Source organism: Bartonella sp. CR127HXZ, assembly GCF_042194555.1.
Taxonomy (GTDB): domain Bacteria; phylum Pseudomonadota; class Alphaproteobacteria; order Rhizobiales; family Rhizobiaceae; genus Bartonella; species Bartonella grahamii.
On record NZ_JBHIMZ010000008.1, the window covers coordinates 26,468 to 42,305 of the forward strand.

General features: G+C 37.1%; 16 protein-coding genes. 11 read left to right on the plus strand and 5 right to left on the minus strand.

The features are described from left to right. The first annotated feature begins 155 nt into the window (after positions 1–155). The 11 genes from pyrH to lpxB all read left to right on the plus strand — a co-directional run bounded on the left by pyrH (position 156) and on the right by lpxB (position 11,293). Positions 156–875 carry a UMP kinase gene (gene pyrH, locus ACFIKY_RS05850; RefSeq protein ID WP_375636262.1) on the plus strand — a complete coding sequence of 240 codons (720 nt, stop codon included), beginning with the start codon at positions 156–158 and terminating at the stop codon, positions 873–875. Positions 876–912: 37 nt separating this feature from the next. After that, entirely contained in the window at positions 913–1,473 is a 561-nt protein-coding gene (gene frr / locus ACFIKY_RS05855; protein ID WP_375636264.1) for a ribosome recycling factor, read from the plus strand. Between the two features lie 99 nt (positions 1,474–1,572). Next, positions 1,573–1,716, plus strand: coding sequence for a hypothetical protein (locus ACFIKY_RS05860; RefSeq protein ID WP_375636266.1), 144 nt, complete (start codon positions 1,573–1,575; stop codon positions 1,714–1,716). A gap of 503 nt (positions 1,717–2,219) precedes the next feature. Continuing rightward, positions 2,220–3,035: a phosphatidate cytidylyltransferase gene (locus tag ACFIKY_RS05865; RefSeq protein ID WP_375636267.1), complete on the plus strand. Its 816-nt coding sequence runs from the start codon at positions 2,220–2,222 to the stop codon at positions 3,033–3,035. A gap of 15 nt (positions 3,036–3,050) precedes the next feature. Next, positions 3,051–4,199: an RIP metalloprotease gene (locus tag ACFIKY_RS05870; protein WP_375661540.1), complete on the plus strand. Its 1,149-nt coding sequence runs from the start codon at positions 3,051–3,053 to the stop codon at positions 4,197–4,199. A gap of 203 nt (positions 4,200–4,402) precedes the next feature. Further along, positions 4,403–6,799, plus strand: coding sequence for an outer membrane protein assembly factor BamA (bamA, locus tag ACFIKY_RS05875; RefSeq protein ID WP_375636271.1), 2,397 nt, complete (start codon positions 4,403–4,405; stop codon positions 6,797–6,799). 65 nt (positions 6,800–6,864) lie between these two features. Beyond that, positions 6,865–7,911 (plus strand): UDP-3-O-(3-hydroxymyristoyl)glucosamine N-acyltransferase, encoded by a 1,047-nt coding sequence (lpxD, locus tag ACFIKY_RS05880; RefSeq protein ID WP_375661541.1) that lies wholly within the window; start codon positions 6,865–6,867, stop codon positions 7,909–7,911. Between the two features lies 1 nt (position 7,912). Then, positions 7,913–8,380 (plus strand): 3-hydroxyacyl-ACP dehydratase FabZ, encoded by a 468-nt coding sequence (gene fabZ, locus ACFIKY_RS05885; RefSeq protein ID WP_375661542.1) that lies wholly within the window; start codon positions 7,913–7,915, stop codon positions 8,378–8,380. Positions 8,381–8,404: 24 nt separating this feature from the next. Beyond that, the gene (gene lpxA, locus ACFIKY_RS05890; protein ID WP_375636274.1) at positions 8,405–9,229 is read left to right on the plus strand and encodes an acyl-ACP--UDP-N-acetylglucosamine O-acyltransferase; all 825 of its coding nucleotides are present in this window, start codon (positions 8,405–8,407) and stop codon (positions 9,227–9,229) included. Between the two features lie 2 nt (positions 9,230–9,231). Then, the gene (locus ACFIKY_RS05895; protein WP_375652986.1) at positions 9,232–10,104 is read left to right on the plus strand and encodes an LpxI family protein; all 873 of its coding nucleotides are present in this window, start codon (positions 9,232–9,234) and stop codon (positions 10,102–10,104) included. Continuing rightward, entirely contained in the window at positions 10,097–11,293 is a 1,197-nt protein-coding gene (lpxB, locus tag ACFIKY_RS05900) for a lipid-A-disaccharide synthase (protein WP_375661543.1), read from the plus strand. Before ACFIKY_RS05895 ends, lpxB begins: the two co-directional genes overlap by 8 nt. 20 nt (positions 11,294–11,313) lie before the next feature. On the opposite strand, the gene ACFIKY_RS05905 is transcribed toward lpxB, so the two are convergent. The 5 genes from ACFIKY_RS05905 to ACFIKY_RS05925 all read right to left on the minus strand — a co-directional run bounded on the left by ACFIKY_RS05905 (position 11,314) and on the right by ACFIKY_RS05925 (position 15,670). Continuing rightward, positions 11,314–12,087, minus strand: coding sequence for an amino acid ABC transporter ATP-binding protein (locus tag ACFIKY_RS05905; protein WP_375636280.1), 774 nt, complete (start codon positions 12,085–12,087; stop codon positions 11,314–11,316). A 78-nt stretch (positions 12,088–12,165) separates the two neighbouring features. Then, on the minus strand, positions 12,166–12,873 hold the full coding sequence (locus tag ACFIKY_RS05910) for an ABC transporter permease (RefSeq protein ID WP_375636281.1): 708 nt from the start codon (positions 12,871–12,873) through the stop codon (positions 12,166–12,168). Then, complete coding sequence (locus ACFIKY_RS05915; RefSeq protein ID WP_375636283.1) at positions 12,870–13,592, minus strand: ABC transporter permease; 723 nt, start codon at positions 13,590–13,592, stop codon at positions 12,870–12,872. Before ACFIKY_RS05915 ends, ACFIKY_RS05910 begins: the two co-directional genes overlap by 4 nt. A 79-nt stretch (positions 13,593–13,671) precedes the next feature. Next, positions 13,672–14,424: a transporter substrate-binding domain-containing protein gene (locus ACFIKY_RS05920; RefSeq protein WP_012755056.1), complete on the minus strand. Its 753-nt coding sequence runs from the start codon at positions 14,422–14,424 to the stop codon at positions 13,672–13,674. Positions 14,425–14,917: 493 nt separating this feature from the next. Continuing rightward, positions 14,918–15,670 carry a transporter substrate-binding domain-containing protein gene (locus ACFIKY_RS05925; RefSeq protein ID WP_012755057.1) on the minus strand — a complete coding sequence of 251 codons (753 nt, stop codon included), beginning with the start codon at positions 15,668–15,670 and terminating at the stop codon, positions 14,918–14,920. Positions 15,671–15,838 lie beyond the last annotated feature (168 nt).

The following is a 15,838-nucleotide window of genomic DNA, read 5'->3' on the forward strand; positions in this document are numbered from 1 at the left end:
ATTGCAAACTCTTGATCAGAGATTTAAAATCATATCGTTGGTTGTAGAATCTCTGATGGGAGCAATGTAATTGTTGAGAGGGCGTCACGTGAAAAAAGTGGTGCCCTTCGTGATGTCAAAAGCAAAAAGTCAATGTGCTTTTGGGGAGATTATTAATGGCATTAGCACTTCCGTATAAACGTATTCTTTTAAAGGCTTCTGGTGAAGCTCTTATGGGGGGGCAGAGTTTTGGCATTGATGTTTCTGTTGTAGACCGTATTGCCGCTGATATTGCAGAAGTGCGCACAATGGGGGTAGAAGTTGCGGTTGTTATCGGTGGGGGAAATATTTTTCGTGGCGTTGCTGTTGCTTCGCGTGGTGGGGACCGAGTGACAGGGGATCATATGGGAATGCTTGCAACTGCTATTAACTCTTTAGCATTGCGAACATCTTTGACAAAATTAGGGGTTGAAACTGTTGTACTCTCTGCGATTGCTATGCCACAAATTTGTGAAAGTTTCTCGCAACGTAAAGCAATAGCTTATATGAATCAGGGAAAAGTTGTTATTTTTGCGGGTGGTACAGGAAACCCATTTTTTACCACTGATTCTGCTGCTACTTTACGTGCAGCAGAGATTGGTGCGGATGTCCTTCTTAAAGGAACACAAGTTGATGGTATTTATTCAGCAGATCCAAAGATAGACCCTACGGCTAAGCGTTTTGACCAATTAACACATGTTGAAGTTTTACAATGGGGGTTATCTGTTATGGATTCAACGGCGGTCACTTTAGCACGTGAGAACAATGTACCGATTATTGTGTATTCCATTCATGAAAAAGGCGGTTTGGCTAAGGTCTTGAATGGAACAGGACGCTTTACAATAGTATCGGAATAAGGGTAAGCTTCAAAGGACAATTGAAGGAGACAGAAATATGAATGTTACATCAATTATGGATGATCTGAAACGTCGCATGGATGGTGCTATTGCGGCTTTTAAACATGAATTAGGTGGTTTGCGGACTGGACGTGCATCGGCCAGTTTATTAGAACCGTTGACCGTTGAATCTTATGGTTCTGTTGTGCACATAAATCAGGTTGCTAATATTTCTGTTCCCGAACCTCGGATGCTTTCTGTTTCTGTATGGGATAAAACGATGGTAGGAGCTGTAGAGCGCGCTATTCGCGATTCTGGTCTTGGTTTAAATCCCATAACTGATGGTACGAATTTACGTATTCCTTTGCCTGAGTTGAATGAAGAGCGCCGTAAAGAACTTGTAAAAATTGCACATCACTATGCAGAGCAAGCGCGTGTTGCTACACGTCATGTTCGTCGGGATGGTATGGACAATTTGAAAAAGTTAGAAAAAGATGGTGAAATTGGACAAGATGAAGCCCATAGTTTGTCTGAAAAAGTTCAAAAACTCACAGATGAAACGATTGCTGATATTGATAAAATTTTAGCCGTAAAAGAATCTGAAATTATGCACGTTTAAGACGGTTTTGTCGCTAGAGAAAGATGTTATACTTCCAGCCTGTAAATTGTTTCTATGGATAATAGTAGGAAGTAGAGTGCTCTGTGATAGCAAGGTGTGATGCAGGAAGGTATTTTATCGTTTTATCATCTTGATATGGGAGGGATTGATTTGAAAGGGCAGATGTTTTTATTTTTTAATCTGCATGGTAAATCAAGCTCTTTGCAGGAAGACACTATTGAGCAGCATGGTGAGGGCTTTTAGTTTAGCATGTCTTTGTTAAACTACATAATGAAAGTATTATTAGAAATTATTCAAATATTCTAAGATGAGGGTTGGGGAAAGAATATAACGCAAAAAATAAGCCTAACCTTTCTCTTATTTTCCCATTATAAAACATGTGAGTATAATCGATCAAGCAGATGTTATGTGGCGTAATTCGTTTTTCAATGACGAATAGTTGATAGAGAAGTGTTGTTATACGAAAGCTATATTAGTTAATTCATATGGGAGATAGATAGCTGCTTTTTCATTTTATATTTGAGAAAATATTAAAAAAAATATTTTAGGATTAATCCTGACGGAGATTTTTGAAGTTGGTTTCATTGATTATTGGTCTCAAAAGCGCTATCTTTGTAGACTGAATTATTTATGATAAATTATAAGAGAAATTTATACAAGTATGAAATAAAAATACTGCGTAGGGAAGTTTTTCTTGCGTCAATTTTAGAGCTTGTATTTTCTATTTTTATTGTTTGGATGTTGTTTTGTCTAATTTGGTTTATCGTGTTCTGACAGCTTTTGTGTTTGGCGTTATTGCGTTGTATCTAACATGGTTGGGAGGAATCTTCTTTTTTTTATTTGTATGGTGTATTGGCGGTTTTGTTCTTTATGAGTGGATGAGTATTACTAAAGAGAAATGGTGTATTTTACAAAAAATATTAGCAAGTACCTTTTATTTGATCTTTGGCTTTTTTTTAGTGTTGAGTGTATCTGCTTCATTGATTTTTTGTGTTTTAATCGTTTTGGCTGCGGTGTTGGCTATTATATCTATAAAAAAGAGTGGTTGGGTTTTTTGTGGTTTTTTATATGCATCTTTTCCTGTTGTTGCTTTATGCTTTCTACGGGATCATGAAATGTTGGGGTTCCAAGTTGTTATTTTCTTATTTACGATAGTGTGGGGAACAGATATTGGTGGGTATTTTATCGGACGTGCATTAGGGGGACCTAAATTAGCACCACAATTTTCTCCTAATAAAACATGGTCAGGAGCACTTGGTGGTACATTTGTCGGAGTTTTCGGTGGTATATGGGTTTCTTTTGGATTTTTTGATATAAATTTAGCAAGTTTTTTTGTGCCACTTCTTACACTTGTTTTGTCAATTGTTTCACAATTGAGTGATTTAGGGCAATCATGGCTCAAAAGACGGTTTTCTGTTAAAGATTCTAGTTCTTTATTGCCTGGACATGGTGGTTTTATGGATCGTATAGATGGATTGGTAGGGGCAGCTTTTCTTCTTTATTTAATTGGTTCATTTATGTCTGATATGGATGCACCTTTTAATCTTTTTAGTATGATCTAATTGGGAGAAGGTAGTTTGGGACTTTTAAATTATATCGTCACTATGGGTGATTTTCTTTTAAGAAGTTTGAGTATTCTTTTCATCATTATGATTATCATTTTTGTGCACGAATTTGGGCATTATCTCATTGGTCGGTGGTGTGGTATTAAGGCGTTAGTTTTTTCGCTTGGATTTGGGCCAGAAATAGCGAGTTATACAGATAAGCATGGCACGAAGTGGCGCTTAGCACTTATCCCCGTAGGAGGGTATGTAAAGTTTGTTGGGGATGAGGAAAAAATCGATATGGTATCATCCCAATCATCTCTGATTGTTGATGGTTCATTTGCTAGTGCGCATGCTTGGAAAAAAGCAGCAACTGTTTTTGCCGGTCCTTTTTTCAATGCCCTTTTTACTGTTGTTATTCTAACATTTTTTTTCTTTATCTATGGTCGTGTAGCCATTGAGCCCGTTGTTGGTTCTTTGGTAAAAGATAGCCCTGCTCTTCAGTCCGGTTTGGAGTTAGGTGATCGTTTTGTTGAAATGGATGGACGACGGGTTGAAAGTTTTGAAGATTTGATGAATTATGTAGCTTTTCACGAAAGAGAACCCATAGAGTTTAAAATAGAACGCATGGGGCGATTCTTTACAACGGTGATTACCCCGGAAATCGTTGAGCGAGATGATGGATTTGGTAATCGAACACGAAGTGCTATGATAGGTGTAGGTGTTCCTATTGATTTAAATAATCCTGCACATTTAGATCCAACTTATATAAAACATATTCGCTATGGTTTTGTAACAGCTGTAAGAGAAGCGTCAGATCGTACTGTGTTTATCGTCACTCAAACCGTTCTTTTTATGAGTCGTTTAATAGGAGGAAAAGAGGACCGTTGTCGGCTAAGTGGACCTTCTAAAACCGTTAAAATTGCTTGGAAAGTGAGCGAGACAGGTTTTGTTTCTTTGTTGAATTTGGCAGCTTTTCTTTCAATAAGTGTTGGGCTTATTAACCTTTTTCCGATTCTACCGCTTGATGGTGGGCATCTTTTATTGCATGTCATTGAGGTCATTACTAGGAGGAAAATATCTGCTAAAATTCAGGGAATTATTTTTCGTTTAGGTTTTTCCATTCTTCTCCTTTTTATGATCTTTGTCTTTTTTAATGATTATTTTTGTTGGTTTAGCTAATTAAATTATGGAAAACGCTTTATAAATTGAGTAATAATAGCGAAAACAAATTGAAGGTTGTTTACTATGTCTGCAAAATGTTGTGGCGTCGTACATTATAATGAGTAATTAAGGAATGAAAAGTCTCGCTGTAAAAAGGTTGTTATGGCAGTTAGCTTTTTAAGGCATCATGTCCAAGGAACAAGAGTAAGGTAAAAAAGCCAATGACTACAAATTCAAAGTTTTTAAATGCAGCATCTGTATTGGTGTTAAAGATGGGGATGATTGCCCCAGCAACGGTTTTTATGTCAATTGCTGCGGTTGGAGAAATGCAAGCGTCTGTAGTCCGTTCTATTGAGGTTCGTGGGAATAAGTTTGTAAGTTCTCAGGCGATTCGAGACAATATGGGGATTAAGGCTGGACAAGGGGTTTCCAGTGCTGATGTTGATAATGCTGTGAAGAATCTTTTCGAATTGGGTTTATTTTATGATGTTAAAATAAATCCGGTAGGTGATAAATTGGTTGTATTCGTAAAAGAATATGAGGTTGTCAATCAGATATTGTTTCAGGGAAATAAATCTTTTAAAGACCCAGATCTTAAGCGGTTTATTTCTTTAAAACCGAATGAGCCTTTTAATTCTGCTAAGCTTTCTGCTGATATAAATACAATTCGTGAAGCTTATAAAACTCTTGGTCGTAATAATATCACTGTCAACGTTCAAACGATTAACCTTGGAAAAGGGCGGGTTAATGTAGTATTTAATGTTGTTGAAGGGCAAAAAACAAAGATTGGTGATATCACTTTTAAGGGGAATAGTGTCTTTGGAAGTCGTCGTTTGCGTGATGTGATTTCAACAAAAACTTCAGGAATTTTTTCGAAGTTATTGGGAGGTGATGTTTACAGTGAAGAGCGTCTCGCTGCTGATGAAGAAGCTTTACGTCGCTTTTATTATAATCGTGGTTATGCAGATTTTCGTGTAGTCTCTTCTAAAGCGACTTTTGATGCAGCAAGCAATACATATAAAATTTCTTTCGTTCTTGATGAGGGTGTGCGCTATAAAATTAGTGATATTCAGGTTGAAAGTGATGTTGATGGAATTGACGTTCAATCTGTGAAAAGGGTGCTTAAAACCCAGCCAGGTGATGTTTATAGCGCAGAAGATATTGAACAGTCTGTTGCAATTATTAATAATAAGGTTGCTGATTCGGGATATGCTTTTGCTAAAGTTGAGCCGCGGGGAAATCGTAATTTAGCAAATCATACAATTTCAATTTTATATAATATTGAACAGGGTACACGTGCTTATATTCAGCGTATTGATATACGTGGCAATGAGAAAACGCGTGATTACGTCATTCGCCGTGAGATTGATTTAAACGAAGGGGATGCTTACAATCAAACTTTATTACAGCGGGCAAAACGTCGTCTAGAAAGTTTAGGTTTCTTCAAAGCCGTTAATATTTCAATGGTGCCCACAGATCAATCTGACCAAGTTATTTTGGTAATAGATGTCGTTGAAGCTTCAACAGGAGATCTCTCTCTTTCTGGAGGATATACAACAGGGGGAACAAGTCCTGGTATGTCACTTGAAGTTTCTGTTACCGAACGTAATCTTGGGGGACGTGGTCAATATGTTCGTTTAGGATTAGGTGCGGGGCAAGAAAAATCTCGTAATTATAATTTATCATTTGTTGATCCTTATTTCTTAGGGTATCGTTTATCTGCTGGCGTTGATGTTTTTCGTAGTACTTACCGTGCTGATAAGGCCTATGATGTACGACAGACAGGTGGATCGCTACGGTTTTCATTACCTATTAATAATCAATTATCTGCTAATGTAGCTTATTCTTATGTACAGGAAGAATATGATTTTGGCGGAGAGTACGATTTTGACAAAGAGAGTGACGTAATAGAATTATATGGGAAATATTCTGGTGCGATTGTTCAAGCTGCAAAACAAAGCCCTTGGAAACGTTCATCAATTAGTTATGGTTTCACCTATAATACGATTGATGATATGAGATCCCCCCATGATGGATGGTACGTGCATCTTCTTCAGGAATATGCAGGGCTTGGTGGAAGTGCAAAGTTCTTGAAGACCACGGGTAAGGCGATGATGTACAAGACTCTTTCTGACCAGAAGGATATTGTTGGTTTGCTTTCCTTTGGGGGTGGTTATATCCACGGAATGGGCCGAGATGGTGTTCGTATTTTCGATATGTTTAAAGCGAATACTGATATGATTCGAGGGTTCAAATATAATGGAATAGGTCCGCGTCAGGTTTCCAGTAAGGGTGAGGTTTATTTCTTGGGGGGAACAACATATATGAATGCGACTGCTGAAGTACAGTTTCCTATCCCTGTTGTGCCTGAAGGGTTCGGGTTGCGCGGTGCTTTATTTGCGGATATTGCCACGCTTTATGGCAATAATTATAAAGCCGTTTTTAAGGGTGAACCGTCTGTTACCAATACCAAAAGTGCTTGGCGTTCATCTGCAGGTGTGAGTTTGATGTGGGATTCTCCGTTTGGTCCTTTGCGTTTTGATTATGCTTGGCCAATAACGAAGCAGGAAGGTGATCGTTTGCAACAATTGAATTTTGGTATTTCTACGAAGTTCTGATTTGAGTGATTTTAAGAAGGAAAAACTTGAAGAGAATAGCTTAAGCTGGGAGAGAAAGTGTTTTGATGGCGGATACATTTTTTTTTACGCCGTCCCGGCAATTGACAGTTGCAAATGTTGCTGAGTTGACGGGTGCAAAGCTTCTTAATCCAGAGTTTTCTCATAAAGTTATCAATACTCTTTCTTCACTTGAGAGTGCTGTGGAAGGTTCTCTTGTTTTTGTAGAGCATCGGAAGTTTTCTGATGCTTTACTGGACAGTTCCGCTGTTGCTGTTTTTTGTACGAATGAGATTGTTTTTAAAGTTCCCGAAACTATGGCAATTTTGGTAACATCCACACCACAGCGTGACTTTGCTCAGATTGGTCGTATTTTGTTTCCAGATTCTGTCAAGCCAATGCCTTGGTTAGGATCGAAGGGGATTTCATCGCATGCGCATATTCATCCAACGGCTAAGTTGGCACATGATGTGTGTATTGAAGCGGGAGCTGTTATTGGTAGAAATGTTGAGATTGGTGCAGGAACTCTCATTTCATCCACAGCTGTTATCGGTGAAAATTGCCGTATTGGATGTGACTGCTATATTGCTCCTAAGGTAACAGTTCAGTGTTCTATAATAGGTGATAAGGTTCAGCTTTATCCTGGTGTTTGTATTGGGCAAGATGGTTTTGGTTATGTTGGGGGCGTTTCTGGAATCGAGAAAATTCCACAGCTTGGTCGCGTTATTATTGAGGATGGTGTAGAAGTTGGTGCGAACACGACAATTGATCGTGGGACATTTCAAGATACTGTTATTGGTGAAGGAAGCAAGATTGATAATCTTGTACAAATTGCCCACAATGTAAAAATTGGCCGCTATTGTCTTATTGCTGCTCAATGTGGCGTTGCGGGAAGTACATCGATAGGGGATATGTCTCAGCTTGGCGGGGGTGTTGGAGTAGCCGATCACATCATAATAGGTAAATGTGTTCAGATTGCTGCTCGTAGTGGTGTTATGAATGACATTCCGGATGGCGAAAAATGGGGAGGTAGTCCAGCGCGACCATTTAAACAATGGTTTCGTGAAGTAGCGACGTTGCGCAGTATGGGAAAAGTTAAAAAGGAGAAACGCTGATATGATCAGCAGTGAAAAGACTAAAAACTTAGAGGCTGTCGATATTGAAAAACTATTATCAATATTACCGCACCGTTATCCGTTTTTATTAATCGATCGTATAGTTGATATTGATGGTGAACAAGGAGCTATTGGTATTAAAAATATAACGATTAATGAGCCGCATTTTACGGGACATTTTCCCGCAAAGCCTGTTATGCCTGGAGTTTTGATTTTAGAAGCTATGGCACAAACGGCAGGAGCAATAGCACTTTTAAATTTAGGCAATAAGCAAACAAATTTAGTTTACCTTATGACGGTTGATAATGCGAAATTTCGTAAGCCGGTTATACCTGGTGATCAGCTCAAGATTCATGTTCAGCTTTTGAAAAAAAGATCTGGTATGAGACGTTTTTCGTGCGTTGCAAAAGTAGAAGATGTCCGCGTCGCTGAAGCAGAAATTGCTGCGATGATTGTCGAAGAAGAATAAACGATATTTGATGGGAATTTAAAAATGTCCGGTACAAAAATCCATCCAACTGCTCTTGTGGAGAAGGGAGCGCAGCTTGGTGAGAATGTACAAGTTGGACCGTTTTGTCATATTAGTTCAGATGCTGTTATTGGTGATGGATGCAGTTTGATGAGTCATGTTGTGATAATGGGGAAGACAACGTTAGGAGCCAAGAGTAAAGTATTTTCTCATGCAGTTTTGGGGGGAGATCCGCAAAATAATAAACATAAGGGAGAGGCTACGACTCTTTCGATTGGTAAAAACTGTACGATTCGTGAAGGCGTAACAATGCATAGGGGTTCCGATTCAAGTGTAGGAATGACAGTTGTTGGTGATAATTGCCAATTTTTTTGTTATGCGCATATCGCTCATGATTGTCATGTAGGGAATCATGTAACATTCGCAAATAATGCGATGATAGCTGGTCATGTTATTATTGGTGATTATGTGATTATTGGTGGGGGTGCTGCTGTGCATCAATTTGTTCGTGTTGGGCATCATGCATTTATTGGTGGTGTATCGGCATTGGTTGGTGATCTCATTCCCTATGGAACAGCTGTTGGGGTACAGGCAAAACTTGCTGGCCTCAATATTATTGGCATGAAGCGTGCAGGACTTGAGCGTCAAGATATTCATGCACTCCGTCATGCGGTTGCCATGCTTTTTGATCATAGCAAACCATTTAAAGAGCGTGTCAGTGATGTTGCTTCTTTCTATTCTTCTTCTCAGTCTGTTCTTGATATAGTTAATTTTATTAAGGAAGAAGGAAAACGTTTTTATTGTACACCAAAATTTGAAGGTGATAGAATAAAAGAATATAAGGATTAAAAATGCCTATTTGGGGAGCCAGAGGTTTTCTTTCCGGCCGTACTGCTATTATAGCAGGAAATGGTGTTCTGCCGATTACTGTTGCGCAGGCTCTTGAGAAGAATGGAGAGAATCCTTTTCTTGTGCTTTTGCGTGGTGAGGCAGATTCTGTTCTTTCTCGCTATGAGCATTGCGAGCTATCAATTGTAGAGTTAGCGCGACTCATTAAAATCTTAAAAGAGGCTAGAGTTTATAATGTTGTTTTGGCAGGTGGTGTGAAAAAGCGCCCACTTCTTAAACAATTGCGACTGGACTGGACAACATTTTTAGCTCTTCCTAAGTTAATCGGAGCTTTGAAGAGAGGGGATGATGCGTTATTAAAAGCTTTTATACGGATTATTGAAACGTATGGTTTTCGTGTTGTTGGTGCTCACGAGATAGTCGCAGATCTTTTAGCTCCTATGGAGTTTGATTTAACAGTGCGGCGTGCTACGCAAAAAGAGAAAAAAGATATTTTTTTAGCAGCAGAAGCAGCAAAGCTTTTAGGTCAATTAGATATCGGGCAAGCCGTTGTTGTTGTCCAAGGAAGGGTGGTTGCACTGGAGGGCGCTGAGGGAACTGATAATATGTTATGGCGTGTTTGTGAAATGCGAGAAAGAGGGCAAATTCCCCTTAAAGGTGGCGTTCTTGTAAAATGTGCAAAACCACAACAGGATAATCGCGTTGATTTACCATCAATTGGGCCCGCGACAATAATGAATATTGCAAAAAGTGGTTTATCTGGTGTTGCAGTGGAGGCAAATAGAAGTCTAATATTATCGGTGAAAACAACAATAGAAAAAGCCAATAAATATTCTCTATTTATAGAGACATTTGAAAAGTTTGCTCATGAATAATTGTTTCTTAAAGATTGCTGTGGTTTCAGGGGAGGAATCTGGTGATTTACTTGCGTCCGATTTAATTTCTTGTTTATCACAACAAACAGGATGCAATATTCATTTGATTGGTGTTGGGGGGAGGCATTTAAAGGCATTAGGTTTAAAAAGCTTTTTTGATTCCCATGATATTGCTTTAATAGGTTTAAAGGAGGTGTTGAAAAAACTACCATTATTGTTGCTACATATTCGCAATTTATCCAAATTTATTGCACAAGAACAACCTGATTGCCTCATTATTATTGATAGTCCTGATTTCACGCATCGTGTTGCAAAAAAGGTGCGCGTTTTAGCGCCTTCTATTCCTATCATTAAATATGTTGCACCAACCGTTTGGGCATGGCGTCCAGAGCGCGCTAAAGCTATGCGCAAGTTTGTTGACCATGTTTTAGCGGTTTTTCCTTTTGAAGAAAAGATTATGCAAGATTTGGGTGGTCCTCCCACGACTTATGTTGGACATCGTCTTTTGACATATCCTCCCCTTTTGATAGTTCAGTCAGAAAAAAAATGCCAATTAGAACAAAGAAATTTGAGCGATACACAAACATCATCGTCTACATTAGTTATTTTGCCAGGATCACGCAATTTAGAAATTCGTTCTTTAATGCCTATTTTTCGAGAAACAGTAGAGATTCTTGTACAACGTATTCCTCATTTACGTATTATTTTACCAACATTACCACGTTTAGCGGATAAAATTCGTGATTTTGTACAAGGCTGGAAAAGCAAAGTGGAAATTGTAGTTGGTGAAGATGCAAAATGGCGTGCTTTTGCACAAGCAGATGTTGCACTTGCAGCATCTGGAACGGTTTCACTTGAATTAGCATTAGCTAAAATTCCAACAGTCCTTTGCTATAAACTTGATCGTTTTTCTAAATTCTTTATTTTCCCTAAAATAATTTTATGGAGTGCAGCTCTTCCCAATATTATTTCTGATAAGCCTATTGTACCGGAATATTTTGATGAATTTTTACGCCCAGGTATGTTAGCAAGACAAGTAGAACAACTTTTGTTTAATCCTTTAATACGACAGGCACAACTCGATGCCTTTGAGATGGTAGAACAGAAAATGAAAACTGAAGTACCATCGGGGGTTGTTAGCGCACAAATAATTATCACTCTTTTAAAAAGCAGGAATAAAATTGTATAAATAAAGCAATATGTTAATGATTAATATTTAATTTTAGCAAGAAAATTACAAGCACGTTGGCTTTTAGGATTAGTAAAAAATTCTTCAGAGGCTGTATCTTCAACAATTTTTCCATTTTCTAGAAAGAGTATTCTTTCTGAGACTTTACGTGCGAAGCCCATTTCATGGGTAACACAAAGCATTGCGATCCCTGTATCGGCCAATCGAGCCATCACGTCTAAAACTTCTCCCACACTTTCTGGATCAAGAGCAGAGGTTGGTTCATCAAAAAGCATGACTTCAGGTTCCATACAAAGTGCACGGGCAATTGCAACACGTTGCTGTTGCCCACCAGAAAGTTGTAAAGGATATTTTTCACAGTGTTTTTCAATACCAACATGCGTTAAGTAGCGAATTGCCCGTTCTTGTGCTTGTTGTTTGGAAAGTCCTTGAACTGTCATAGGTGCTAAAATACAATTTTGTATAACGCTCATGTGGGGAAATAAATTAAAGTTCTGAAAGACCATTCCTATCTTACGAAGAACATTTTTTTGCTGTTGTATAGGAGCGGTATGGATATCAACATTATGGATACAGATTGAACCCTTTTGTGCTTGTTCTAATTGATTAATACAACGGATTAACGTTGATTTTCCTGATCCCGATGGTCCACAAATAACGATATGTTCACCAGCTTGAACATTAAAGTTGATATCATGTAGGACCTGAAAGTTTCCATACCATTTATTTAGATTTCGAATAGAGATCACAGGGTTTTTACAGGGAGAGATCGATTTATTATTTTTCAAATTCATCTTATTTTATTCTTTCATTGATGAATAACTTGATTAATTCAACATTTTTGTTTGTAAAGTTTTTTATGATCATTTTATTTACCGTAAATATCGAGTGAGGCGCTGTTCGATAAAAACAATAAAACGATGAATGAGTTCAACGATAAAGAGATAGATAAGAGCAGCCCAAACGTAAACTTGAAAATCGAAAGTCCGTGAATAAGTGAGTTTAGCAACCCCCATTAAATCATAAACAGTAATAAGTGAGGCAAGAGCACTGGATTTAATCATTAAAGTCAACTCATTTCCTAGGGGGCGTAATGCTACAATCATTGCTTGTGGAAGAATAACTCTAAAAAATGTGACAGAGTTGCTTAGACCTAAAGCTTTTGATGCTTCACGTTGCCCAGTTGTTACGGATAGAAAACTTCCTTTAAAGATCTCAGATTGATAGGCAGCAGAATTGAGAGTAAAAATAAAAAGACAACAATACCACGCGTTTTTAAAAAACCACCACAAACCAACCTGCTGCCAGAAGTCATTCATTGAACCAAGTCCATAATAAAAAAGGAAGAGTTGAACTAATAAAGGAGAGCCACGGAAAAAATAGACATAAGCATTTGCACAATACTGTAAAAATGTATTTTTTGATAAACGTGCAAAAGCGATAAGCATACCAAGAAAAAAACCAAGAGAACAAGAAATAGAAACAAGCTCAACAGTAACAATAAAGCCATTAATAAATTTTGGTCCATAATGGCTTAAAAGATCAGGATTGAAAAGGAAATAAAGCCACTCAGGAATCATTGACGTAGCACCTTTTTATCGCCTATTTGAGTGTATGTTTCCAAATGGCGTAAGATTGCAGTAAAAACCGCTGAAAATAACAAATAGAGTAAGCATGCTACAAGATAAAATAGCATGGGTTTATTGGTAGCAGCGACAGCTAAGTTCGTTTGTCGCATGAGGTCAACAAGTGCGATGGTTGAAACAAGGGATGTATCTTTCAGTAAAGTAAGCCAATTATTAGAAAGTCCTGGCAAGGCATTTCGGATGAGCTGAGGGAAGACAATACGAAAAAATGTGGTTGACCGTGAAAGGCCTAAAGCTTTAGCCGCTTCATATTGGCCTTTATCAAAAATATTAAATGCTCCAAGCCAAACTTCACAAGAAAAAGCTGCAAGAACCATACTAAGCGCAAGAACACCAGCAACAAAAGCATTGATACTGAACATGATTTCAAAATTAAAATAGTCCAAGACATTTTGAATAAGGCTTTGTAACCCGTAGTAAACTAAAAACAAAGTTAAAAGCTCTGGTAGTCCACGAAATACCGTTGAAAAGAGGCGTGCCATCGCTTTGGCCATCTTAATATTGGATCGAATCATCACTGCATTTAGAAGACCTAGAGGAAGTCCTAGAAGTCCACAACATAATGCCAATGACAATGTCATTCCTGCACTAGAAAGTATAACCGCTCCCCATCCACCATTGCTAAATGATAGCAATGCTAAATTTTCAATCATTCTTGTGTTCCTCATGAAAGAGTTAGATAATATTTTTTAGAAATAACTAGCGGGTTTTATTTAAACATCATATTGATATTTAATAGATATCACTTGTAAAATATTTTCTCATAATTTTCTCATAAGTTCCATCTAAACGGATTTCTTTTAGCGCCTTATTGAACTTATTTTTAAGATCATTATTATTTTGACGCAGTGCAATTGCAACAGGAAATTTTGTTTCTTCTAGAGTTCCTAGGAGGAGACAGCAATCTTTTCCTTCATTTTTAAGCCAATTTAATGCTTGTAATTTATCAACAATAATCACATCAAGTCGATGATTTAAAAGGTCACGATTCACTTCTATTGTGGAAGGGTAGAGTTTAATTTTCACCTCTTCAGAAGCATAATGATCTTCTGCATAGAAAGCTTGTGTTGTATTTGATTGTACACCAAGATTTTTACCTCTAAAGTCTTGTGTTGAGATTTCTTTAATTCCCGAAGCTTTGGTAACAATAACAGCCAGTGCTGTATCGTAGTAAGGATCTGTGAAGTCAATTTTTTGTAAGCGCTCTTGTGTAAGAGAGAGGGAGGCAATGATAGCATCATATTTTTTTGCAATAAGTCCAGGAATCATTCCCTCGAAGTCTTGTGTGACAACAGTACACTCAACATTCATTTTTTTACAAAGTGCATAAGATATATCAATATCAAGTCCCTGCAATTTATTATTTGAGTCAATATAACTAAAGGGAGGGTAGGTGCCTTCACTCGCAATTTTTAATGTTTTCGCATCAGCCAATTGGGTGAATAGTGCGGCGCTTATTATAAGAGCTCCTGCTAATAGTTTCATGATGTTCTCCTATTGGATAAGCGGGCAAATATGAAATCACTATGTTTTTATAATCTGTAAGCTTTTTGGGAGCAATTCAAAAATTTATTGATGTTTATTTTAGATCATTATGTTGGACATTATTATCAAAAAAATTATCTTTTTTATTGATAAAAAAAGAATAAATATCTTATTGCTTGTATGATAGGTTAATTTTCACGAAATGATAGATTTGAATCATTTCATGAGTAAAAACTAAGGATTTTTCTTGAAAGTAAGGCTATTCAATTTGAACATAAAGAAAAAATTAGATTTTGATACGATAAAAATACAACCTTATTGTTGTCATTATATTCTATAAAATGTTTAGATATCGAGGAACAATTAAAAACTATTTTGATAAATGTAAATTTTCTTATAAAACTGCCGAATTTCCAATTATCTTTGCATGTCCAATAAAGAGTTAAAAAATACTCCTTAAATATAAAAACTGAATTTTAATTCATAGTGATATCTAATCGATATTGAAAGTAAAATATTTTTTCATAATTTTTTCATAGGTTCCATCGGCGCGGATTTCTTCTATTGCTTTATTAAAACTGTTTTTAAGATCGTTATTATTTTGACGGAGTGCAATTGCAACAGGAAATTTTGTTTCTTCTAGAGTTCCTAGGAGGATACAGCAATCTTTTCCTTCATTTTCAAGCCAATTTAATGCTTTTAATTTATCAAAGATAATGATATCAAGCCGATGGCTTAAAAGATCACGATTAGCTTCTATTGCTGTAGGATAAAGTTTGATATTCACTCTTTCAGAGGCATAATGATCTTCCGCATATGCAGCTTGTGTTGTATTCGATTGTACTCCAAGATTTTTACCTCTAAAGTTTTGTGTTGAGATTTCTTTAATTCCCGAATTTTTGGTAACGATAACAGCGAGTACAGTATTGTAGTAAGGATCTGTAAAATCAATTTTTTGTAAGCGCTCTTTTGTAGGAGAAAGGGAAGAAACGATAGCATCGTATTTTTTGGCAAGAAGACCAGGAATCATCCCCTCGAAGTCTTGTGTGACAATAGTACATTCAACATTCATTTTTTTACAAAGCGCATAAGATATATCAATATCAAACCCTTGAAGTTCGTTATTTGAGTCAATATAACTAAATGGCGGATAAGAGGCATCGCTTGCAATTTTCAGCGTTTGAGAATTGGCCGATAGGGTAAACAGTGTTGCGCTTATTATAAGAGCTCCTGCTAATAATTTCATTATGTTCTCCTATTAGATAAGCTGGCAAATATGAAACCATCATGCATTTTTATAATCTGTAAGCTCTTTTGGAGCAATGTAAAAAATTTATCTGGGTTCATTTTGCTATCATTATGCTGGATATCATTATCAAAAAAAATGATTTATTCTTATTAAGTATGGGGATAA

Coding starts and splice junctions, on each gene's coding strand:
- pyrH (WP_375636262.1), top strand. CDS start 156: ATGGCATTAGCACTTCCGTATAAACGTATTCTTTTAAAGGCTTCTGGT.
- frr (WP_375636264.1), top strand. CDS start 913: ATGAATGTTACATCAATTATGGATGATCTGAAACGTCGCATGGATGGT.
- ACFIKY_RS05860 (WP_375636266.1), top strand. CDS start 1,573: ATGCAGGAAGGTATTTTATCGTTTTATCATCTTGATATGGGAGGGATT.
- bamA (WP_375636271.1), top strand. CDS start 4,403: ATGACTACAAATTCAAAGTTTTTAAATGCAGCATCTGTATTGGTGTTA.
- lpxD (WP_375661541.1), top strand. CDS start 6,865: ATGGCGGATACATTTTTTTTTACGCCGTCCCGGCAATTGACAGTTGCA.
- fabZ (WP_375661542.1), top strand. CDS start 7,913: ATGATCAGCAGTGAAAAGACTAAAAACTTAGAGGCTGTCGATATTGAA.
- lpxA (WP_375636274.1), top strand. CDS start 8,405: ATGTCCGGTACAAAAATCCATCCAACTGCTCTTGTGGAGAAGGGAGCG.
- ACFIKY_RS05895 (WP_375652986.1), top strand. CDS start 9,232: ATGCCTATTTGGGGAGCCAGAGGTTTTCTTTCCGGCCGTACTGCTATT.
- lpxB (WP_375661543.1), top strand. CDS start 10,097: ATGAATAATTGTTTCTTAAAGATTGCTGTGGTTTCAGGGGAGGAATCT.
- ACFIKY_RS05905 (WP_375636280.1), bottom strand. CDS start 12,087: ATGAATTTGAAAAATAATAAATCGATCTCTCCCTGTAAAAACCCTGTG.
- ACFIKY_RS05910 (WP_375636281.1), bottom strand. CDS start 12,873: ATGATTCCTGAGTGGCTTTATTTCCTTTTCAATCCTGATCTTTTAAGC.
- ACFIKY_RS05915 (WP_375636283.1), bottom strand. CDS start 13,592: ATGATTGAAAATTTAGCATTGCTATCATTTAGCAATGGTGGATGGGGA.
- ACFIKY_RS05920 (WP_012755056.1), bottom strand. CDS start 14,424: ATGAAACTATTAGCAGGAGCTCTTATAATAAGCGCCGCACTATTCACC.
- ACFIKY_RS05925 (WP_012755057.1), bottom strand. CDS start 15,670: ATGAAATTATTAGCAGGAGCTCTTATAATAAGCGCAACACTGTTTACC.